Here is a 21,226-nt window from a genome sequence, read left to right as displayed (position 1 = left end):
GCAAAGCACTTGTCCGAAAAAACCCGTGTCGATTTTTGGTTCGATCCCGCCTGCCCGTTCGCCTGGGCCACCTCACGTTGGGTGCTTGAAGTCGAAAAGGTCCGCGACGTTGAAGTCGCATGGAACGTCATGTCGCTTGCCGTGCTCAACGACGGCCGTGAAGGACTGAGCGAACAGTACCAGGAGCTCCTTGCCAAGGCATGGGGTCCGGTGCGCGTGATCATCGCCGCCGCGGAGGAGCACGGCGAGGAAGTCATCGGCAAGTTGTACACGGCCATGGGCGAACTGCTGCACCACGAAAAGGTCACCGACTACGACGAGGTCATTTCCCGCGCACTTGAAACCGTGGGGCTCCCGGCGGAACTCGCGGCGGTCGCATCGACCACCGACTTCGACGACGCACTGCGCGTCAGCCACGACAAGGGCATCTCGCAGGTCGGCCAGGACGTCGGAACCCCGATCATGTCGCTGAACGGCACCGCGTTCTTCGGCCCGGTCATCACCCGCGTGCCGGCCGGCGAAGAAGCTGGAACGATGTTCGACGCCACGGTGACGCTGGCAGCCTACCCGCACTTCTTCGAGCTCAAGCGCAGCCGCAACGAGAAGCCGGAATTCAGCGTCAACTAGGCGGAAAAGCCGTCAAGAGGCAGTACATCTAGGAATTTCCGGCAAGGGCTGGGGTGGAGCACAAACTTCCGCCCCGGCCCTTGCCCGTACCCGCGGAAGTGCGTATAAAAGATATACGCATCACTACCGGAATGATGCTGAACGAAAACCAAAGACGCAGAGACGTGGTCGTGGAATCTCTTCGAACACGGTTGTAGCAGCGATACAACAAGACCTACGTACCGAGGATTTCGTCCGGTTCTCGAATCATCGCTGAAAGAGGACCTGCCGAGTCGAAGCCCCTCCGACATTTGAGTTTGTTGGCCGAAGGGGCTTCCCCTCTGTCTGGCACAAGGTGGACTGGAACGGGGAATCTCCGCCGGCACGGAAACATCGAGGTCGGTGACCGCCACATGGCGGGCACCGACCTCGATGTTTTATTGCGGCTATGCGGTTGTGGCTAGGCCTGAACGGTTTCCTCGGCCGGAGCCAACACGACGTCGCTGACCGTGATGGAGCCTTCGGCCGCAACGAGGGTCAGGTCCTTGGCGTTGCCGGCGGCCAAGAGGTCGCCGAGGCCGCGGCGCAGCAGCTCAAGCTGGGCCTCGGGTGCCGAGACGACGCCGCTGAGGACCTCGGTGCGCTGCTTGACCTTGGCCTCGGACTTCGCCTTGCGGATGCCCGAGAGTGCCTCGCCGACGATCGGCAGCACCGCGGTGTCCGCGCCCGCAACGGCGTCGGCCAGGTGGGCCGAGCTCGGCCATTCGGCGCGGTGCACCGAACCGGCACGCCACCAGCCCCAGACCTCTTCGGTCGCGAACGGCAGGAACGGCGCGAACAGACGCAGCACCGCATCAAGCGTGGTGGCCAGGGCGGCAAGCACGGATGCCTGCTCTTCCTCGCCGCGGGCGCCGTAGGCGCGGTCCTTGATGAGCTCGACGTAGTCGTCGGTGAACGACCAGAAGAACGACTCGGTGATGTCCAGCGCGCGGGCGTAGTCGTAGGCGTCGAAGGCGCGGGTGGCGTCGTCGATGACCTGCGACAGGCGGGCGAGCACGGACTTGTCCAGGCCGTTGGTGATGACCGAGGCGTCGCCGGTGATGACGTTGGCCTGGGTTGCGCCGAGGTTCAGCACGAACTTGGAGGCGTTGAGGATCTTGATCGCCAGGCGGCGGCCGATCTTCATCTGGTTGATCTCGTACGCGGTGTCGGCGCCCAGCTTGGCGCTGGCGGCCCAGTAGCGCACGGCGTCGGATCCGTAGTCGTTGAGCACGTCGGTGGGGACCACCACGTTGCCCTTGGACTTGGACATCTTCTTGCGGTCCGGGTCAAGGATCCAGCCGGAGATCGCGGCGTGCTTCCACGGCGCTACGTCGTGCAGCGCATCGGCGCGCACGGCGGTGGAGAAGAGCCAGGTGCGGATGATGTCGTGTCCCTGCGGGCGCAGGTCGAACGGGAAGACCTTGCCGAAGAAGTCGTCCTCGCGGGACCAGCGGCCGACGATCTGCGGGGTCAGCGAGCTGGTGGCCCAGGTGTCGAGCACGTCGGCGTCGCCGATGAAGCCGCCGGCGACGTTGCGCTGGGACTCCTCGAAGCCCGGGGCCGCGTCGGCGGCCGGGTCGACCGGAAGCATCTCGTCGGTCGGCAGGATCGGGTTCTCGTAGTCCGGGTCGCCCGCGGCGTTCAGCGGGTACCAGACCGGCACCGGAACGCCGAAGAAGCGCTGGCGGGACACCAGCCAGTCGCCGTTCAGGCCCGAGATCCAGTTCTCGTAGCGGGAGCGCATGAAGGACGGGTGGAACTCGATCTGCTCGCCGCGGGCGATCAGGCGTTCGCGGCGGTCCTCGTCGCGGCCGCCGTTGCGGATGTACCACTGGCGGGAGGAGACGATCTCCAGGGGCTTGTCGCCCTTTTCGAAGAAGTTCACCGGGTGGCTGATCTTCTTGGGCTCGCCGTCGAGCAGGTCGGCGGCGACGAGCATCTCAACGACGCCCTCCTTGGCGGAGAACACGGTCTTGCCGGCGATCTGGGCGTAGGCCTCGCGGCCGGCCTCGGTGGTGATCCACTCCGGGGTCTCGGCGATGACGCGGCCGTCGCGGCCGATGATGGCGCGGGTCGGCAGCTGCAGCTCGCGCCACCAGGTGACGTCGGTCAGGTCGCCGAAGGTGCAGACCATGGCGATGCCCGAGCCCTTGTCGGCCTTGGCCAGCGCGTGCGGGTACACGGTGACCGGGACGTCGAAGAGCGGGGAGGTGACCGTCTTGCCGAAGAGCGGCTTGTAGCGCTCGTCGTCGGGGTTCGCGACCAGGCCGGCGCAGGCTGCGAGCAGCTCCGGGCGGGTGGTCTCGATGAAGATCTGTGTGCCGTCTTCCGCGGTGAACGGGTAGCGGTAGTACGCGCCCGGCATCTCGCGGTCCTCGAGCTCGGCCTGGGCCACGGCGGTGCGGAACGTGACGTCCCACAGGGTCGGTGCCTCGGACATGTAGGCGTCGCCGGCGTTCAGGTTCGCCAGGAAGGCGCGCTGGGACACCGAGCGGGAGACGTCGTCGATGGTGCGGTAGGTCAGGTCCCAGTCGACGGAGAGGCCCAGCGTGGAGAAGAGGTGCTCGAAGAACTTCTCGTCCTCGACGGCGAGTTCTTCGCACAGCTCGATGAAGTTCTTGCGGGAAACGACGTCCCAGTCGCGCTGGTTCTTCGCCGGGGTGGCCGGCGGGCGGTAGCCCTCGACGTAGGAGTAGGTCGGGTCGCAACGCACGCCGTAGTAGTTCTGCACGCGGCGTTCGGTGGGCAGGCCGTTGTCGTCCCAGCCCATTGGGTAGAAGACGTTCTTGCCGTTCATGCGCTGGTAGCGGGCCAGCACGTCGGTCTGGGTGTAGGAGAACATGTGTCCCACGTGCAGCGAACCGGAGGCGGTCGGCGGGGGAGTGTCGATCGAGTAGACCTGCTCGCGCGTGGTCTGCGGGTTGAACTTGTAGGTTCCCTCGGCACGCCAGCGGGCGTCGAGGCGTTCCTCCAGGCCCTCCAGTGCGGGCTTGTCGGGAACGGAAACTGTTGCGGGCGTGTCTGTGCCCAAGGTGTCTTCAGCCATGCGTTCCATTCTTCCATGTCCGCGCCGTTACCCCCAGTCGGGGCCGGGGTGGTGCGCGCCACAAACGCCACGGGGGCGCACGGCGATGTCGTGTGCGCCCCCAGGGAGGTCCGGGATCGGCGCGGGGTGCGCCGTTTCGGGTTAGGGTGCGATCCAGAGGGTGGTTTCGCCCGGGACCATCGTCGTGGGCCCTGCCGCGGTTCCGCTGGCCACGACGATCTTCGAGGCGTCGACCCCCGCGGGCAGCTCCGCCGGTGCGGTGCCGAAGTTCGTCAGCACGGTCCAGCCGTTGGGGCGGCGGTAGTGGGCCAGCGTCGCGTCGGGCTCCGAGACCCACTCCAGCGATTCGGCGCTTTGCAGGGTGCGGCGCCAGGCGAGCGCGGAGCGGTAGAGTTCCAGCGTGGAATCCGGCGCGCCGTCCTGCGCGGAGACGGCGTGGCCGGCAAACCACTCCGGCTGCGGCAGCCAGGGCGATCCGCCGAAGCCGAAGTTCGCTTCGCTTGCGTTCCACGGCAGCGGCACCCGGCATCCGTCGCGGCCCTTGATCTTGTTGCCCGTGCGGAACCACGTGGGATCCTGCAGCGATTCGGCGGGCAGGTCCGCGGCCTCGAAGAGGCCCAGCTCCTCGCCCTGGTAGAGGTAGGCGGAGCCGGGCAGGCTCAGCATGAACAGCGTCGCTGCCCGTGCCCGGCGCAGCCCGCGTGCCGGATCGCCGGCCGGTTCCCGGCCGCCGGAGAGCAACCAGGCATCCTGGCCGGCGCCGTCCGTGCCGTCGGGCAGGGAGTAGCGCGAGGGGTGGCGGATGACATCGTGGTTGGAGAAGACCCAGGTGGAGGACGCGCCGGAGGCCTCGGCCTCGGCCAGGCAACGGGTGACGATGTCGCGGAAGGCGGTGGCGTCGAAGGGTGCCTGCAGCAAATCGAAGTTGAACGCCTGGCCCAGGCCCGTGGGGCGGGCGTAGCGCAGCCGGCGATGGGTGAAGGGCACCCAGGCCTCGGCCACCGCGGTGCGCGGGGGATCGTACTCGTTGAGCACGCTGCGCCAGCCCGCGTAGATCTCGTGGACCTCGTCGCGGTCAAAGAGCGCGTCGGTGCCGTCGTCGACCTTGATTTCCAGGGTCGGCTTGGATCGCAGCGGCAGCGTCATGTCCTTCACCAGCGCATGGGCGACGTCGACGCGGAACCCGTCCACGCCGCGGTCCGCCCAGAAGCGCAGCGTGGTGTGGAAGTCCTCCCGCACCTCGGGGTTGTCCCAGTTCAGGTCCGGCTGTTCGGACGCGAAAAGGTGCAGGTACCACTGGCCCGGCTTGCCGGCGTTTTCCCCGGCGGCCTCGGTGACCCGGGTCCAGGCCGGTCCGCCGAAGTGCGAGGGCCAGTCCGAGGGCGGCAGTTCACCGTTTTCGCCCTGTCCGTCGAAGAAATGGTAGCGGGCGCGTTCGGGGGAGCCCGGCGCAGCCGCAAGGGCCGCCTTGAACCATTCGTGGCGGTTGGAGCTGTGGTTGGGCACCACGTCGGCGATGACCTTGATGTTTGCCGCGTGTGCGGCGCCTACCATGGCGTCGAAGTCGTCCAGGGTACCCAGCCGGGGGTCCACGTTCCTGTAGTCGTCCACGTCGTAGCCGCCGTCGGCAAGGGCCGAGGGGTAGAACGGGGAGAGCCAGACCGCGTCGATGCCCAGGTCCGAGAGGTAGCCGATGCGGGAGGTGACGCCGGCGATGTCGCCCATCCCGTCGCCGTTGGAGTCGGCGAAGCTGCGCGGGTAGATCTGATAGACGGCGGCTTGGCGCCACCAATCCGCATCGAGCGCGGTGGTTGAAACGTTGTCGTTCATTATTTGATGGATCCTCTCATGACACCGGAAATAACCCAGCGTTGTGCGAACAGGTAGACAAGGAGCAGCGGTGCCATCGCCATCAGGTAGGAGGCGAAGGCGGTGGAGTAGTCGGTGTTGAACTGGCTCTGGAAGACGTACTGGACCAGCGGGAGCGTGCGGGTGGTGGGATCGGACAGGATCACCAGGGGCAGCAGGAAGTCGTTCCACGCCCAGAGGCACGTCAGGATTCCGACCGTCGCATTCATGGGCGTCAGCAGCGGGAAGATGACCTTCCAGAAGGTGGTCCAAGTGCTGGCCCCGTCCATGATCGCGGCCTCCTCGAGCTCCGGGGGGATCGACTTGATGAACGCGGTGTAGACGAAGATGTTGAAGCTCAGCCCGTAGACCGTGTAGAGCAGGAACAGTCCGACCGGGTTGTCCAGTCCCAGAAGCGCCGTTTCCCTGGTCACCGGAAGCATGATGATCGGGAACGGGACAAAGAGCGCGGCGATGAAGAAGTAGTAGAGCGCCTTGAAGAACGGCCGGTTCATGTTGCGCGCGATCGCGTACGCAACCATGGAGTTGGTGATGATCGTCAGGACCACGGCCGAAGCCGTGACGATACCGGAGACCAGCAGGGCGTTGGGGAAATTGGTGAGCTGCCACGCCTTGGAGAAGTTCTCGGGGTGGATGCTGGTGGGCAGTTCGAACCCGGTCCCGCCGAGCTGGTCCGGGGACTTCAACGCGGTGACCACGGTGAAGTACAGCGGTATGAGGACGGTCAGCGAGAGCACCGCCACCAGGACGGTGACGGGGACGTTGACGCCGGAGGTTCGCCGTTTCCCGGCCGTGCCGCAAGCGGGAACGGGTTCGTGTTCGCCGTCCACGTCCTGCCCGGTCATGATTTGAGTGCTCACGAGAAATCGGCCTCCTTGCGTTGTAGGGTGCACATCTGCAGCAGCGACAGGACCACGATGACGATCAGGTACACCACGGAGTTGGCCATTTGGTAGCCGTATTCCCCGCCCTGGAACCCTCCCCGGTAGATGACCATGGCGACGGACTCCGTGCTGGTTCCCGGGCCGCCGCCGGTCAGCGCAACGATCTGGTCGAAGGCCTGAAGGAAGCCCTTGAGTGCCAGCACCATGTTGATGGTGAAGAACGCGGAAATCATGGGAAAGGTGATGGAGGTGAATTGCCGCCAGTGCGACGCCCCGTCGAGGCTTGCCGCCTCGTAGAGTTCCGCCGGCACCGTTTGCAGCCCCGCCAGGTAGATGATCACGCTGAAGGCGATCGACTGCCAGGCAGTCACTCCGACTATGCCCAGCCAGGCGAGATCGGGATTCGTGAGGATCGACGTGGAGAGCCATTCGATGCCAAGGGCCTGGCCGATGAGCGGCAGGTTGTTGGACAGCAGGTAGTTGAAGACGTAGCCGACGATCAGCACCGACAGCACATTGGGGATGAAGAAGATCCCGCGGAAGGCGGTTTGGAACTTGATCTTCGCGTTCAGCAGCAGGGCGATGAACAGTGCGCCGAGGTTCACCACGATCGTCGCGGTGACGGCGAAGAGGAAGGTGAACCCGTAGGAGGAGAGGATCCTGTCGTCCCTGAAGAGGTTCACGTAGTTCCCAAGGCCGACGAAATCCCACTCGCCGTAGCCCGCGTAGTTGGTGAAGCTGTAGAAGATTCCGGTCAACGCCGGAATCGTGTGAAGCACGACGAAGAGCAGGAGGGCCGGGACCACCATCCAGTAGAACGTTCGGTTAACGGTTCGGCTGCGGAGCTTGTTCTGGGCCGGACCCGTGGCGAGGCGTGGTGCGCTCATGGTCATTCTCCCTTCTTCGTTGAGGTTCGGGCGGCGGCCTTGGCGAATTCGTTGTCTGCCCGGTGGAGGAACGCAGCGGTGTCGCCGTCGAGCATGAACTGCTGCAGCATTGCCGTGAACGGGATGCTGGTGGGGATCTGGTGGTCGAAGTAGCCGATCAGGCGGCCTTCGTCGAAAACGTCCTGGACCCCCGAAAGGGCCGGATCTGCCATGGGTCCGGCATCGTCAAGCGGCACGATTGCGGACTGTGCCTTGGCGTAGGCCTTCATGGCCTCGTTGCGCATCAGGAACTCGATGAACGCCGCGGCTTCCTTCGGGTGTTTTGTCTCCCGGCCCATCGCAAGCGTGACATCGACGCCCGTGATCAGCGTAGTCTCGGCCGGGTTGTTGGTGGTCGGGTACGGGAAGGAAGCGATCCTTGCATCGGGGTTGGCTGCCCGGATCGCGGGAATGGCGAAACTGCCCTGGAGGTACATTGCCGATTTGCCCGCGGCAAAGGCCGCATTCCCGTCGCTGTAGCCGGCGCTGTCGGCACCCGGCTGGCGGTAGCCGAAGAGTTGCTTGAGCTTCTCGGCCGCCTCCGTCCCCTCCTTGGCGAAACCGTGCGTGCCGGTCTGCGGAGTCCATGAGGCGGCACGGATGTCTTCGAAGAATCCCGCGGGCTTCAGATTACCGGCGAGGTTCACGTACGCGGGCAGGACCGTCCACGCGTCCTTGAGGGTCATGTAGAACGGGGCAACGCCGTTGGCCTTGAAGGTTTCCGCCGCGGCAATCAACTCATCCCAGGTGCGCGGGACCTTGACGTTGTACTTGGCGAAAATGTCGGGGTTGTAGAGGATCGCGCTGGCGTTGTTCGCAAAGGGCAGGCCATTGGTCTCGCTGCCGTGGCAGGTTCCCAGGGAGTTCAGGATTTCCTGGACCTCCGGTTTGACGCGCGAAGCGGAGGGGAAACCCGACAGATCTGCAAACACGCAGGATGAAGCCAGATCGGCGAAATTCCCGTTGCCGTTGAGCGTGAGCACATCGGGGGTCTTGCCCTTGACCAGCAGGGTGCGGATGGCGGTGTCGGGATCGGGAACGGCGTTGATGACCACGTCGATATCCGGGTTTTGTGCCTCGAACTCGGCGACCAAGGCTTTGAATTCGGCAACCGCCTCGGGCTTGAACTGGAAGAAGTCCAGTTTCACGCGGGCCTGTCCGGCCGGGGCGCAGGCGGCCAACGAGGCTCCCAGCGCCAGGGCCAGGCATGCGCCGGTGATTCGGCGCCATCCTGCCGTACGGGATTTTTCGGTGTTCACGGGTGCTCCTTATGCCTCGTGGCGATCAAGCATGATCAGTACCGATTGTTCGGGGAAGAGCACGGGGGACTGCAGCCCCGTTGTTTGCAGGACGGTGCCGCTGAGGACATGCGTTGTTTGCGCCCAGGAAAGCACCGACTGCCCGTTGCCGACGGAGTCGTTCAGCGGTTCGCTGAGCCGCACCCGGTACTTGGTCTGGGGGTCCAGTCCCGGCAGGGTGAATCGTCCAGCGGGGTAGGTCAGCGATGCCTCGCGCAGCGTGAAGGCAAAGACGGCACGGGAGGCATCGGCGGCAACCACGCCGCGGATGTCGATGGCCGGGTCCGGATGGTCCGCATGGACGCTGTCACCGCGGTGGAACAGGTCGCGGTTTTCCTTGTGGAAGTCCACCCACCGTGCCAGTTCGGAACCCAGCTTTTCGTCGATCCCGGCGATGTTCCATTCGATCCCGAAGTGCCCGAAGATCGCGGTGCGCGCCATGAAGCCGAGGTCGTGCCGGCGTCCGGTGGAGTGCGATCGCGGTCCTCCGATGTGGGCGCCCATGAGCTCGTAGGGGACCAGCAGGTTGGTGTTTTCCTGGTTGTCGAGGCGCTCGACCGGATCGATGCAGTCGGAGGTCCAGATGCGGTCGGTGTGCTCGAGGATGCCCAGATCGACGCGTGCGCCGCCGGAGGCGCAGCTCTCGATTTCCAGGCGCGGGTGCCTGGTCTTGAGCTCGCCCAGCAACCGGTAGAGCGCCAAGGTCGTTTCGCGGACCGCCGCGGTTCCGCTGTCCGCGTGGGACGCCTCGAGCAGGTCGCGGTTGTGGTCCCATTTGATGTAGGCGATGGGGTACTGCGTGAGCAGGCTGTCGATGCGTTCGAGAAGGTATGCGTAGCAGCCGGGGTGGGCCAGGTTCAGCACTTGCTGCTGGCGTGCGCTGACAGGCCAGCGGTCTGCCGTGTGAAGGATCCACTCGGGGTGGTTGCGTGCAAGGTCGCTGTCCGGGTTGACCATTTCGGGTTCGAACCAGAGCCCGAATTCCATGCCGAGTCCCGTGACGTGGTCGATGATCGGGGAAAGGCCCTGCGGCCAAACGGCCTGGTCCACGTACCAGTCGCCGAGGCCCGCGGTGTCGTCGCGGCGGCCGTTGAACCAGCCGTCATCGAGCACAAAGCGCTCCACGCCCGCGGCGGCTGCCTTGTCCGCAAGGCCCTTGAGTGCCTGCAGGTCGTGGTCGAAGTACACGGCCTCCCAGGTGTTGAGGGTGACGGGCCGCGGTGTGCGGGGATGCTGCGGCCGGGCCCGAAGATCCCTGTGGAAGCGGGCCGAGAGCTGGTCGAGGCCGTGGCCCCAGGAACCGAATGCCCACGGGGTGCTGTAGCTGGTTCCCGGTTCAAGGCTGAGTTCCCCGGGGAGCAGCAGTTCCCCGGCGGTCATGAAATTGTCGGAAGTGATGGTCCGCTCGGCGCTCAACCGGTGGTTGCCGCTCCAAGCCAGGTGGACGCCGTGGACCAGGCCCGAGCGGTGTCCAAAACCTGCCTCTCCAGCCAGCATCAACAGGCTGGCGTCGGCGCCGGGGCGTCCGCGCCGGCTTTCCCGCACGTGAGAGCCGACCGTCAAGGGGCGGCGCTGGGCGCTGCGCTCTTTGAGGTGGCGGCCGGTGCTGTCCTGGATTGTCGTGGCGGTGTGCGGAAGCGGGAACACGGTGGAGAGCCTGTTGACCAGGTAGGCGCCAGAGCCGGAGTTGGTCAGCGTGTGGCGCTGCGCGAGTACGCCGTGGGCGCTGAGCCGCAACTCGGTGACCAGCCCGAGACCGGCGACGGGGTCGTCGGCACTGATGGACAGTCCGTGTTCGCTGGACCGGATCCCGCTGGTGGCCAGGGCGGTGGCCCACGACCGGGAAGCTCGGTGGCCCTCAAGTGCAGGGCTGTGCTGCCATCCGAAGCGTTCCTGCGGGAAAACGTCCAACCGGGCAGGCAGGTCGATCCCGCCCGAGACGCGTTGCGGGCGGGCCGCGCTTGCAAGATCCCGCAGTTCGCTTTCATTGAGCTCGCCGGTGTCGGGGCCCCAGTGGATGATCGTCGGCATTCCTGCGGTGGTCGCATCCAGGATGACTGATGTGCCGCCACGGTGGAGCTGGTGGTACGGCGCGAATGGCTGGGCTGTGGTGGTCATTGATTATTTTTACTCCAAAACTAATCAGTGTGTCAAGCGCCACAGTGAGCGCCGAAAAGTGTCGACATCTTGCCGGGCCCGTGAGATCGCTGCGCATTCTTGGCGGGTTGGATCGATAATTATGGCCAAAGTGAAATAAACTGTTCGCATGTCAACGGAAGCCGCAACCAGTAGCGACAAAGCCCCCGCACGTAGTTGGTCCGGGGGGCCTCAAGGCCAACGGACGCCCTTGCTCAGCGAGCCGGAGCTGGAAGTGGCGCGGGCGATCCTGATCCATGGCCCCAGCTCCCGCGGTGAGCTCTCGCAGCGACTGAACCTCAGTCCCGCAAGCCTGACCCGCCTGAGCAAGCCGCTGCTGGATGCGGGAATCGTGCGCGAAAGCGACCTGATTCTTGACGGAAGCGTCGGACGCCCCACCCGGTTGCTCGAAATCCGCCAGGAGGCGAGGTTTTTCGTCGGCATCAAGATCACCGGCAAGATGGCCCAAGGAGTGCTCACGGACCTGCGCGCCAATTCCCTGGTCAGCGGCGCGCGCGAACTTCCGACCCGCGAGGTGGGGGACGTGCTCAACACCCTGGTGGACCTGATCGGCGATCTCTGCTCGCGGGCGGGTCGGCAAGTCTCCGGGGTCGGCATTTCAATCGGCGGCCAGATATCCGGAGGGGCGCTCATCGAGCGGGCGCCGTTCCTGAATTGGCGCAATGTTCCACTGGGTGACCTGTTGAGCCAGCGCACGGGCCTGCCGGTGCTGGTCGAAAACGACGTGACGGCGCTTGTCGCCGCCGAACAATGGTTCGGCGTGGGACGCGAGGTGGCGGACTTCGCCGTGGTGACCATCGGTGCCGGCGTCGGATACGGATTGGCCATGCACCGGCAGGTGGTGCGCGGACGGGACACCGGCTTGGGCCTGGGCGGCCATTTCCCGCTCGATCCGAACGGCCCGTTGTGCCTCGAGGGACACCGCGGCTGCTCCACCGCGATGCTCACGATTCCAAGCATATGTGCGCAGATTTCCACTGCATTGCAACGCGATGTCGACTACCCGGAGGCATTTGAGCTGGCGGACGCGGGCAACAAAGTGGCCCACTCTGTGTTGCAGGCGGCCGCACACGCATTGGGGCGATTCATTGCCGCCGCCGCGAACCTGGCCATGGTCAACGTGGTGGTCCTGGGCGGGGAAGGCGTCGAGCTGTTCAACAGGTTCGAGCAGAGCGTGCGCACCGCGCTTGCCGCGGATCGGGATCCCGAGGCCAGCGAGGTACGGATCGCCGTCCTGTCCGGGGAGTTCGACCAGTGGGCAAGCGGTGCGGCAGCGGTGGCCATCCAGAAATACGCCTTCTCGCAATGACCCGGCCACCACGGTTGAGTTGACCCAGGGGGTCGCTGGAAGACTTGTGCCTTCGGGCCTAGGATTTCGGCATGGGTAACTTTCGATTGCTGCGCGCCTACGAACCCGCCGACGGCGGCCACCGGATCCTGGTTGACCGCCTGTGGCCGCGTGGATTGAGCAAGGAACGTGCGGCCATCGACGACTGGGCCAAGGACGTCGCGCCCTCCACCGCGCTGCGCGTCGAATTCGGCCACATGCCCGAACGGTTCGAGGAGTTCAGCGACATCTACCGGCACGAACTGGAAGCCGGCGAGGCGGCCGAGGGAGCCAGGCGATTGCTGGAAATCGCCGGGAACGAGCCCGACGTGGTCCTGGTCTATGCGGCGCGCGACACGGTGCACAACCACGCGGTGGTGTTGCTGGATTTCCTCCGCCGGTCGCAGGCCGAGGGTTGAACAACCGGCACGCCAAGCTGCCACGGGGTCCGGGCAACGAAACGACACGGTGCTTGGGTCGCGCCGCCCGAGCTGGTTAGGCTTCGGTCATGTCACCACGGAATTCACTGAACCAGCACGAAGAAGTTTCCACCGGGCGGCGGCCGCTGCATGTGGTGGCCTGCGCCCACGGCACCGACAATCCGACCGGCCGCGGGCTGGTGAACGGCCTGCGCGAGGACCTGGCCGCGGTGCTTGCCGCCGACGGCATCCACGCTGAAGTCCACGAGGCCTACGTCGATGTGCAGGAACCCCGGTTGGAGGCGGTGCTCGCCGCGCTGCCCCCCGGCGAGGAGGCAATCGTCGCCCCGCTGCTGCTTTCCGAGGGGTTCCACACCTCGGTCGACATCGCCAAAGCGGTTGCCACCCGCGCGCTGACCCGCACTGCCGCGCCGCTGGGTCCCGACCCGCTCATGGCCGAGGTCCTGGCGCAGCGGCTGGCCGAGGCAGGCCACCGGCCCGGCGACGCGGTGGTGCTCGCCGCGGCGGGCACGCGCATCGAGGCCGGACAGCAGCAGGCCGCCCGGATGGCCGGGCATCTGGCGGACTTCCTGGGCCAGCCCGTGAGCGTTGCGTACTGCTCGGCGGCCACGCCGTCGGTGCCCGACGCGGTCGCCGCCGCGCGCGCCGCAGGGGCTTCGCGGGTCGGCATCGCCTCCTTCCTGCTGGCCCCCGGGTTCTTCCACGACCGGCTGGCCGGCGCCGGGGCGGACTACGTCACCGGTGCGCTGCTTCCGTCCGTCACAATTGCTAAATGTGTCGCCGGAAGACTTGCGGAGGCCCTCGCCGAGGGGTCCGCCGACACCGAATAAGTCGCCGTGTGACGACATGACGCTTCGGGTCGGGGGGCGCTGGCGGGCCGCCCGAAGACGGCCATAAAGTCGGGGCATGACACAGGCAATCGACACCCCGGCCAGCACCCGGCCCGCCCGCCCGGCGGCCAAGCCACACGGACAGTGGAAGATCGACGGCACCGCGCCGCTGAACCCCAACGAGGCGTTCAAGGCGGACGACAACGGGCTGAACGTGCGCGAGCGCATCGAGAAGGTCTACGCGCAGGGCGGGTTCGACTCGATCGACCCCACCGACCTGCATGGCCGCTTCCGCTGGTGGGGTCTCTACACCCAGCGCAAGCCGGGCATCGACGGCGGCAAGACCGCCACGCTTGAGCCGCACGAGCTCGAGGACCGCTACTTCATGCTTCGCGTGCGCATCGACGGGGGCACGCTGACCACCGACCAGCTGCGCACCATCGGCGGGATCTCCCGCGACTTCGGCCGCAACACCGCGGACGTGACCGACCGGCAGAACATCCAGCTGCACTGGATCGACGTGGTCGACGTCCCGGAGATCTGGCGCCGGCTCGAGGCCGTCGGACTGGACACCACCGAGGCCTGCGGCGACGTGCCCCGCGTGATCCTCGGTTCCCCGGTGGCCGGGATCGCGAAGGACGAGATCCTGGACCCGACCCCGGTGATCCGCGAGATCCGCGACCGATTCATCGGCGACGCCGAGCTGGCGAACCTGCCGCGCAAGTTCAAGACCGCGATCTCCGGGCACCCGTCCCAGGACGTCGTGCACGAGATCAACGACATCGCGCTCATCGCGGTCATCCACCCCGAGCACGGCCCGGGCTACGACCTGTGGGTCGGCGGCGGCCTGTCCACCAACGCCCGGCTGGCCGAACGCCTGGGGGTCTTTGTCTCCGCCGAGGTGGCCGCCGAGGTGTGGCTGGGCGTCGTCTCGATCTTCCGCGACTATGGCTACCGCCGGCTGCGCAACAAGGCGCGGCTGAAGTTCCTGATGGCCGACTGGGGACCCGAGAAGTTCCGCAAGGTGCTGGAGGAGGAGTACCTCGGCTACGCGCTGCCCGACGGCGACGCGCCCGAGAAGCCGACCACGCCCGGGGACCACGTGGGCATCCACGAGCAGAAGGACGGGCGCTACTTCATCGGCGCCAGCCCCAACGCGGGCCGGCTCTCCGGCACGCTGCTGCTCGACCTGGCCGACCTGCTGGAGCGCCACGGCTCCAGGCGGCTGCGCACCACCCCGCACCAGAAGCTGCTCGCGCTGGACATCCCCGCCGAATCGGTGAAGGCAGCCGCCGCCGAACTCGACGCCCTGGGCCTGGCCACGGCGCCGACGATCTTCCGCCGCTCCGCGATCGCCTGCACCGGCATCGAATTCTGCAAGCTCGCGATCGTGGACACCAAGGACACCACCATCGCCGCGGTCGCCGAGCTGGAAGCGCGCTTCGCCGCCAAGTCCGCGGTGCGCCTGCCGAAGTCGCTGAGCCTGCACGTGAACGGCTGCCCGAACTCCTGCGCCCGCATCCAGACCGCGGACATCGGGCTCAAGGGACAGCTGCTGCCCGACGGCAACGGCGGGCAGACCCCCGGTTTCCAGGTCCACCTGGGCGGGGGGCTGGCCTCCACCTCGCGCGGCGAGGCCGGCCTGGGCCGCACCGTGCGCGGCCTGAAGGTCACCGCCGCGGACCTGCCCGACTACGTCGAGCGGGTGCTGGAAAGCTACTCGGCCGGCAGCCTCGAGGGCGAGTCCTTCGCGCAGTGGTCGCACCGCGCCGCAGACGAGGACGTGCTGTGAGCGCCGCGGACCGGATCGCCGCGGACCGCGCGCTGGCCGAGGCCGGGGCCGCGGAGCTGGGCTTCGACGCGTCGGCCACCGACGTCATCGCCTGGGTGCAGCGGAACTTCGCGACCGCCGAGGTGGCCGTCGCCTGCTCGATGGCCGACGCCGTGCTGCCGGCGGTCGTCGCCGAGGCGCTGCCCGGCGTCGACGTGCTCTTCCTGGAGACCGGCTACCACTTCCCGGAGACCCACGCGACACGCAACGAGGTCGCGACGGCGCTGGACGTGCGGATCGTCGACGTGCTCCCGGTGCAAACCGTCGCGGAGCAGGACGCCGAGTTCGGGCCGCGGCTGCACGAGCGCGACCCGGGCACCTGCTGCCGGCTGCGCAAGATGGAGCCGCTGGCGAGGGCGCTGTCCGGCTACCGGCTCTGGTTCACCGGCGTCCGCCGCGACGAGGGCCCCACCCGCGCCAACACCCCGCTCATCACCTGGGACGAGGCGCACGGGCTGGTCAAGGTCAACCCGCTGGCGGCCTGGAGCTTCGAGGAGCTCACCGGCTACGCCGCGGCGCGCAACGTCCCGGTGAACCTGCTGCTGGCCCACGGCTACCCCTCGATCGGCTGCGCACCGTGCACCCGCCCGGTGGCCGAGGGCGAGGACCCGCGCGCCGGCCGCTGGGCCGGGCTGGCCAAGACCGAGTGCGGCATCCACCGATGAACCATCCACCGCTGAACCGTACGCCGTTGAACCGCGCACCCCGACCGACAACCCAAGAACCACACCGACGAAATCGACGAAGGAGCCAGAGATGAGCGCCACCACGACCGCCGCCCCCGCGCGGCCCGGCACCGCGACCACCGGCGCCACCGCCGCCCCCGCGCGGCCCGGCACCGACGTGCTCGACGCGCTGGAGGCCGAATCGATCCACATCCTGCGCGAGGTCGCCGCGGAGTTCGAACGCCCCGCCATGCTCTTCTCCGGCGGCAAGGACTCCGTGGTGATGCTGCACCTGGCCACCAAGGCGTTCTGGCCCGGCGTGGTGCCCTTCCCGGTGCTGCACGTGGACACCGGGCACAACTTCGAGGAGGTCATCGCGTTCCGCGACGAGACGGTCGAGAAGCTGGGCCTGCGCCTGGTGGTCGCCAGCGTGCAGGACTACATCGACGACGGCCGGCTCACCGAGCGCGCCGACGGCACCCGCAACCCGCTGCAGACCACCCCGCTGCTGGACGCGATCTCCGCCAACCGCTTCGACGTGCTCTTCGGCGGCGGGCGCCGCGACGAGGACAAGGCGCGGGCCAAGGAACGCATCCTGTCCCTGCGCGACGAGTTCGGCCAGTGGGACCCGCGCAACCAGCGCCCCGAGCTGTGGAACCTGTACAACGGGCGCCACACGCCGGGCCAGCACGTGCGTGCCTTCCCGATCAGCAACTGGACCGAGCTGGACATCTGGCGCTACATCGAACGCGAGAACATCGCGCTTCCTTCCCTCTACTACGCCCACGAGCGCGAGGTCTTCGAGCACTCGGGCATGTGGCGGGCCGTCGGGGAGTTCAGCCGGCCCGGCGCGGGCGTCGACGTCACGACGCGCACCGTGCGCTACCGCACCGTGGGGGACATGTCCTGCACCGGTGCCGTGCTCTCCGACGCCTACACGACGGCGGACGTCATCCGCGAGGTCGCCACCACCACCCTGACCGAGCGCGGAGCCACCCGCGCCGATGACCGCATCTCCGAGGCGGCCATGGAAGACCGCAAGAAGGACGGGTATTTCTAATGAGCACCACGAACCTTGAGACCATCGCCCCCGGGGCCGTCGAGCCGGCAGCCGGCGCGCACACGCTCGGCAACCGCGGGCTCTTCCGCTTCGCCACCGCCGGCTCCGTCGACGACGGCAAGTCCACCCTGGTCGGGCGGCTGCTGCACGACGCCAAGGCGGTCCTCGCGGACACGCTTGACGCGCTGGCCCGGGCCTCGGCCGAAAGCGGCTTCGGCGGCGGGGACGGCACGCTGGACCTGGCGCTGCTCACCGACGGCCTGCGCGCCGAGCGCGAGCAGGGCATCACCATCGACGTGGCCTACCGCTACTTCAGCACCGGGGAGCGCTCCTTCGTGCTGGCCGACTGCCCGGGGCACGTGCAGTACACCCGCAACACCGTCACCGGCGCCTCGACCGCCGACGCCGCGATCGTGCTGATCGACGCCCGCAAGGGGGTGCTCGAGCAGACCCGCCGCCACCTGGGCGTGATCGGCCTGCTGCGCGTGCCGCACGTGATCGTCGCGGTGAACAAGATCGACCTGATCGACTACGACGGGGAACGCTTCGCCGACATCGCCGCCGACGTGGCCCGCGTGGCCGCCGGGCTGGGCCTGCCGGCGCCGCACACGCTGCCGGTCTCCGCGCTGGTGGGCGACAACGTGGTGGAGCGCTCCGCACACACGCCCTGGTACACCGGCCACACGCTGCTGGGGCTGCTCGAGTCCTTGCCGACCCGCGACGAGCTGGCCAATGCCGACGAGGCGTTCCGCTTCCCGGTCCAGCTGGTGCTGCGGCCGCAGGGCGCGCTCGCCCCGGGGCTGGATCCGGAGGCGTTTCGCGACTACCGCGCCTACGCCGGGGCGATCACCGAGGGGTCGATCTCCGTGGGCGACGCCGTCACCATAGCCTCGCCGGGCGCCCCGCGCCGGGAGACGACGGTCGTCGGGATCGACGCCGCGGGGGTCGAGCTGGAATCCGCCGCGGCGCCCGCCTCCGTGGCGCTGCGCCTGAAAGATGAGCTGGACATCGCCCGCGGGGACACCATCGCCGCCGCGGGAACGCTGCCGGAATCCTCCGCGGACCTGACCGCGCAGCTGTGCTGGCTGGCGGCCGCGCCGCTGCTGCCCGGGGCCACGGTCCTGGTCAAGCACGGCACCGCCACCGTGCGGGCCCGGGTCGCGGGCATCGTCGGGGCGCTGGACCTGGAGGACTTCGGGCTGCTGCCCGCGGCCAGCCTGGAACTCAACGACATCGGCACCGTGCAGCTGCGGCTGGCCGGCGAACTGCCCACCGAGCCCTATGCGCACCACCACCGCACCGGGGCGTTCCTGGTGATCGACCCGCAGTCCGGCAACACGCTCGCCGCCGGGCTGATCGGCGAACGCGCGAACTAGCACCGCCAACCGACACCGCCAACCGACACAGCGAACCGACACCGAGAACTAAGGACACCCCGACCATGGACACCATCAGGTACACCGCCGAGCCCCCGCACCGCGGCCCCGGCCGTCGTGCGCTGCTCGCCGGCGGCACGGGCCTGCTCGGCCTGCTGGTGCTCGGCGCCGCGGCCACCACCACGGTGCCGCGGCCCGGGGCGGCAGCGGCGGCGCCCGCCACCCCGGCCGCCGCCCTGCGGCTGGGCTTCTTCGCGAACCTTACGCACGCCCCGGCGCACGTCGGCACCGCCAACGGGTTCTTCGCCCGCGAGCTTGCCGGCTCCGGCACAGTGCTGGAAACCAGCATCTTCGGGGCCGGGCCGGAAGCCGTCGAGGCGCTGAACGCCGGGGCCATCGACGCCGCCTACCTGGGGCCGAACCCTGCGATCGCCGCCTTCACCGCCAGCGGCGGGCGCGGGCTGCGCGTGGTGGCCGGTGCCGCGGCGGGAGGCGCCCAGCTGGTGGTCCGTGCCGGGATCGCCGACGCCGCCGCGCTGCGCGGCAAGACCCTTGCCACCCCGCAGCTCGGCGGCACCCAGGACGTCGCGCTGCGCACCTGGCTCGCGGCCAGCGGGCTGAAGACCGACCTGCGCGGCGGCGAGGTGTCCATCACCCCGACGGCCAACGCGCAGACCCTGGAGCTCTTCCGCTCCGGCGCCATCGACGGGGCCTGGCTGCCCGAGCCGTGGTCCTCCCGGCTGGTGCTGGAGGCCGGCGCCAAGGTGCTGGTGGACGAGGCGGACCTGTGGGACGGCGCCGAGACGGGCGCCCCCGGGCTGTTCCCGACCACGGTGCTTGCCGTCTCCCCGGACTTCGCGACCCGCCACCCGGCGACCGTCGACGCCCTGCTGCGCGGGCACCTGGCCGCGCTGGACTGGATCAACACCGCCAAGCGCCCCGAGGTGCTGGGCACCCTGAACACCCAGCTGGCGCAGCTCGCCGGCGCGGCCCTGGGCACCGCCGTGCTGGAACGCGCGATCGACAAGCTGATTTTCGCCCCCGACCCGCTGGCCGGCGCCTACCCGCGCCTGCAGGCCAACGCCGTGGCCGCGTCGCTGGCCGAACCGGCGAGCCTCGACGGGCTCGTCGACGGCTCGTTCCTGGAGAAGGCCCGCGCCGCGCGCGCTGGCGCCGGAACGGGGGCGGCGGCATGAGCATCGTGATCGAGAACCTCTCCAAGGACTACGGCGCGGCACCCGTACTCTCCGGCATCACCACCACGATCGCCGAGGGCGAGTTCGTGGCGGTGCTCGGGGCCTCCGGCTGCGGCAAGTCCACGCTGCTGAACGTCATCGCCGGGCTCGAGCCGCCCACGGCCGGATCCGTCAGCGTACCCGCCGGCGGTGCCGCCTTCATGTTCCAGGACGCGGCGCTGCTGCCCTGGCTCACCGCGCGCGCCAACATCGAGCTCGCCCTGGAACTGCGCGGGATCCCGCGCGCCGAACGCCGGGACCGGGCCGACGGGCTGCTGGAGCTGGTCCACCTGGGCGACGCCGGGGCCAAGCGACCGCACGAGCTCTCCGGGGGCATGCGCCAGCGCGCCTCGCTGGCCCGCGCGCTCGGGCAGGACAAGCCCGTGCTGCTGATGGACGAGCCGTTCGCCGCGCTGGACGCGATCACCCGCGACCTGCTGCACGACGAGCTCGAACGGCTCTGGCGCGCCCACCGGCGCACCGTGGTGTTCGTGACCCACAACGTCCGCGAGGCCGTGCGGCTGGGCCAGCGGGTCCTGCTGCTCTCCTCCCGCCCCGGCCGCGTGGCCGCGGAATGGGAGATCGACGAGTCGGTGCGCAGCGACCCGGCCGCGGCCGCGAAGCTCACCCAAGACATCACCCAGCGTCTGCGCGAGGAGATCCGCCACCATGCCCGCTAGCCCCAGCACCACCGCCACCGCCGCTGCCACCGCCGCGATCGACAGCCCCGTCGACAACCTGAAGGAACTCGAGGCCGGACTGGACAACCTGCAGGATGCACCGGCCTCCGCACGCCGGTTCACCGCGTCGCGGGTGCTGCTGCCGCTGGGCACGCTTCTCGGCCTGTTGAGCCTGTGGCAGCTGGCCGCCTGGTTCGCCTCCCCGCGCGTCGACCTGGCCCCGGGCCCGCTCGAGGTGTTCGGCACCGCCGCCGGGCTGGCCGCCGACGGCCGGCTGGGCGAGGCGGTCGTGACCTCGCTGCAGCGCGGCGTGCTCGGCTTCCTGCTGGCCCTGGCCATCGGCACCCCGCTCGGGCTGCTGCTCTCCGCCTCCCCGCTGCTGCGCCGCGGGATCGGCCCGCTGGTCTCCGGCCTGCAGGTGCTGCCGTCCGTCGCCTGGGTGCCGGCCGCCATCATCTGGTTCGGCCTGACCGACGCCACCGTCTACTTCGTGGTGGTCATGGGCGCCACCCCGTCGATCGTCAACGGGCTGCTCTCCGGGGTCGACACCGTCCCGCCGCAGTACCGGCGGCTCGGCACGGTGCTCGGGGCCTCCCGCGCCCAGGGCCTGCTGCGGATCGTGCTGCCGGCGGCGCTGCCCGGCTACCTGGCCGGCCTCAAGCAGGGCTGGGCGTTCTCCTGGCGCTCGCTGATGGCCGCGGAGATCATCGCCGTCGGCGGGTCGATCGGCTTCGGCCTCGGCTCGCTGCTGCAGCAGGGCCGGGACCTGTCCTCCATGGCGGTGGTCGCCTGCGCGATCCTGGCGATCCTGGTGGTCGGCATCGTGATCGAGCTGCTGGTCTTCGCGCCGCTGGAACGCAGGCTGCTGCGCCGCCGCGGCCTGGCCCCCGGGGCCGGGCGATGAACCCGGATTCCACACACCCGAACTTCCACCCGATTTCCGCACGAAGGAGC

17 protein-coding genes are annotated in these 21,226 nt (G+C 68.5%); 11 read left to right on the top strand and 6 right to left on the bottom strand.

Features of this window, described 5'->3' with window-relative positions; all coding sequences use genetic code 11:
* Positions 1–9: 9 nt before the first annotated feature.
* Positions 10–627 (top strand): DsbA family protein, encoded by a 618-nt coding sequence (locus ACFY5D_RS03260; protein ID WP_387524968.1) that lies wholly within the window; start codon positions 10–12, stop codon positions 625–627.
* A 439-nt stretch (positions 628–1,066) separates the two neighbouring features.
* On the opposite strand, the gene valS is transcribed toward ACFY5D_RS03260, so the two are convergent.
* The 6 genes from valS to ACFY5D_RS03230 all read right to left on the bottom strand — a co-directional run bounded on the left by valS (position 1,067) and on the right by ACFY5D_RS03230 (position 10,789).
* The gene (valS, locus tag ACFY5D_RS03255; protein WP_387524965.1) at positions 1,067–3,694 is read right to left on the bottom strand and encodes a valine--tRNA ligase; all 2,628 of its coding nucleotides are present in this window, start codon (positions 3,692–3,694) and stop codon (positions 1,067–1,069) included.
* 141 nt (positions 3,695–3,835) lie between these two features.
* Complete coding sequence (locus tag ACFY5D_RS03250; protein WP_387524963.1) at positions 3,836–5,524, bottom strand: glycoside hydrolase family 13 protein; 1,689 nt, start codon at positions 5,522–5,524, stop codon at positions 3,836–3,838.
* Entirely contained in the window at positions 5,524–6,423 is a 900-nt protein-coding gene (locus tag ACFY5D_RS03245) for a carbohydrate ABC transporter permease (protein ID WP_387524960.1), read from the bottom strand. The genes ACFY5D_RS03250 and ACFY5D_RS03245 overlap by 1 nt, the downstream gene beginning before the upstream one ends.
* On the bottom strand, positions 6,420–7,334 hold the full coding sequence (locus ACFY5D_RS03240) for a carbohydrate ABC transporter permease (RefSeq protein ID WP_387524958.1): 915 nt from the start codon (positions 7,332–7,334) through the stop codon (positions 6,420–6,422). Before ACFY5D_RS03240 ends, ACFY5D_RS03245 begins: the two co-directional genes overlap by 4 nt.
* Before the next feature lie 2 nt (positions 7,335–7,336).
* Positions 7,337–8,632, bottom strand: a complete 1,296-nt coding sequence (locus ACFY5D_RS03235; protein ID WP_387524955.1) for an ABC transporter substrate-binding protein — start codon at positions 8,630–8,632, stop codon at positions 7,337–7,339.
* 9 nt (positions 8,633–8,641) lie between these two features.
* On the bottom strand, positions 8,642–10,789 hold the full coding sequence (locus tag ACFY5D_RS03230) for an alpha-galactosidase (RefSeq protein ID WP_387524952.1): 2,148 nt from the start codon (positions 10,787–10,789) through the stop codon (positions 8,642–8,644).
* A gap of 148 nt (positions 10,790–10,937) precedes the next feature.
* Between ACFY5D_RS03230 and ACFY5D_RS03225 the strand changes: the two genes are divergently transcribed.
* From ACFY5D_RS03225 to ACFY5D_RS03180, 10 genes are all read left to right on the top strand, one after another.
* Positions 10,938–12,137: an ROK family protein gene (locus ACFY5D_RS03225; RefSeq protein ID WP_387524949.1), complete on the top strand. Its 1,200-nt coding sequence runs from the start codon at positions 10,938–10,940 to the stop codon at positions 12,135–12,137.
* A gap of 71 nt (positions 12,138–12,208) precedes the next feature.
* Complete coding sequence (locus tag ACFY5D_RS03220; protein WP_387524946.1) at positions 12,209–12,574, top strand: DUF488 domain-containing protein; 366 nt, start codon at positions 12,209–12,211, stop codon at positions 12,572–12,574.
* Between the two features lie 89 nt (positions 12,575–12,663).
* The gene (locus ACFY5D_RS03215) at positions 12,664–13,425 is read left to right on the top strand and encodes a sirohydrochlorin chelatase (protein WP_387524943.1); all 762 of its coding nucleotides are present in this window, start codon (positions 12,664–12,666) and stop codon (positions 13,423–13,425) included.
* Positions 13,426–13,501: 76 nt separating this feature from the next.
* The gene (locus tag ACFY5D_RS03210; protein WP_387524940.1) at positions 13,502–15,217 is read left to right on the top strand and encodes a nitrite/sulfite reductase; all 1,716 of its coding nucleotides are present in this window, start codon (positions 13,502–13,504) and stop codon (positions 15,215–15,217) included.
* Positions 15,214–15,921, top strand: a complete 708-nt coding sequence (locus ACFY5D_RS03205) for a phosphoadenylyl-sulfate reductase (RefSeq protein ID WP_387524937.1) — start codon at positions 15,214–15,216, stop codon at positions 15,919–15,921. The genes ACFY5D_RS03210 and ACFY5D_RS03205 overlap by 4 nt, the downstream gene beginning before the upstream one ends.
* A 91-nt stretch (positions 15,922–16,012) precedes the next feature.
* Positions 16,013–16,981 carry a sulfate adenylyltransferase subunit CysD gene (gene cysD, locus ACFY5D_RS03200; RefSeq protein ID WP_387524935.1) on the top strand — a complete coding sequence of 323 codons (969 nt, stop codon included), beginning with the start codon at positions 16,013–16,015 and terminating at the stop codon, positions 16,979–16,981.
* A complete protein-coding gene (locus ACFY5D_RS03195) occupies positions 16,981–18,357 on the top strand; it encodes a sulfate adenylyltransferase subunit 1 (protein ID WP_387524932.1) in 1,377 nt (458 codons plus the stop codon). Before cysD ends, ACFY5D_RS03195 begins: the two co-directional genes overlap by 1 nt.
* A gap of 65 nt (positions 18,358–18,422) precedes the next feature.
* Positions 18,423–19,553 carry an ABC transporter substrate-binding protein gene (locus ACFY5D_RS03190; protein ID WP_387524930.1) on the top strand — a complete coding sequence of 377 codons (1,131 nt, stop codon included), beginning with the start codon at positions 18,423–18,425 and terminating at the stop codon, positions 19,551–19,553.
* Positions 19,550–20,272, top strand: a complete 723-nt coding sequence (locus tag ACFY5D_RS03185; RefSeq protein WP_387524928.1) for an ABC transporter ATP-binding protein — start codon at positions 19,550–19,552, stop codon at positions 20,270–20,272. Before ACFY5D_RS03190 ends, ACFY5D_RS03185 begins: the two co-directional genes overlap by 4 nt.
* A complete protein-coding gene (locus ACFY5D_RS03180; protein WP_387524925.1) occupies positions 20,262–21,176 on the top strand; it encodes an ABC transporter permease in 915 nt (304 codons plus the stop codon). The genes ACFY5D_RS03185 and ACFY5D_RS03180 overlap by 11 nt, the downstream gene beginning before the upstream one ends.
* Positions 21,177–21,226: the final 50 nt, after the last annotated feature.

The organism is Paeniglutamicibacter sp. NPDC012692 (assembly GCF_042901625.1).
GTDB lineage: Bacteria > Actinomycetota > Actinomycetes > Actinomycetales > Micrococcaceae > Paeniglutamicibacter.
The sequence above is the reverse complement of the archived record's forward strand: the minus strand, read 5'-3'. Positions and strand labels throughout refer to the sequence as shown.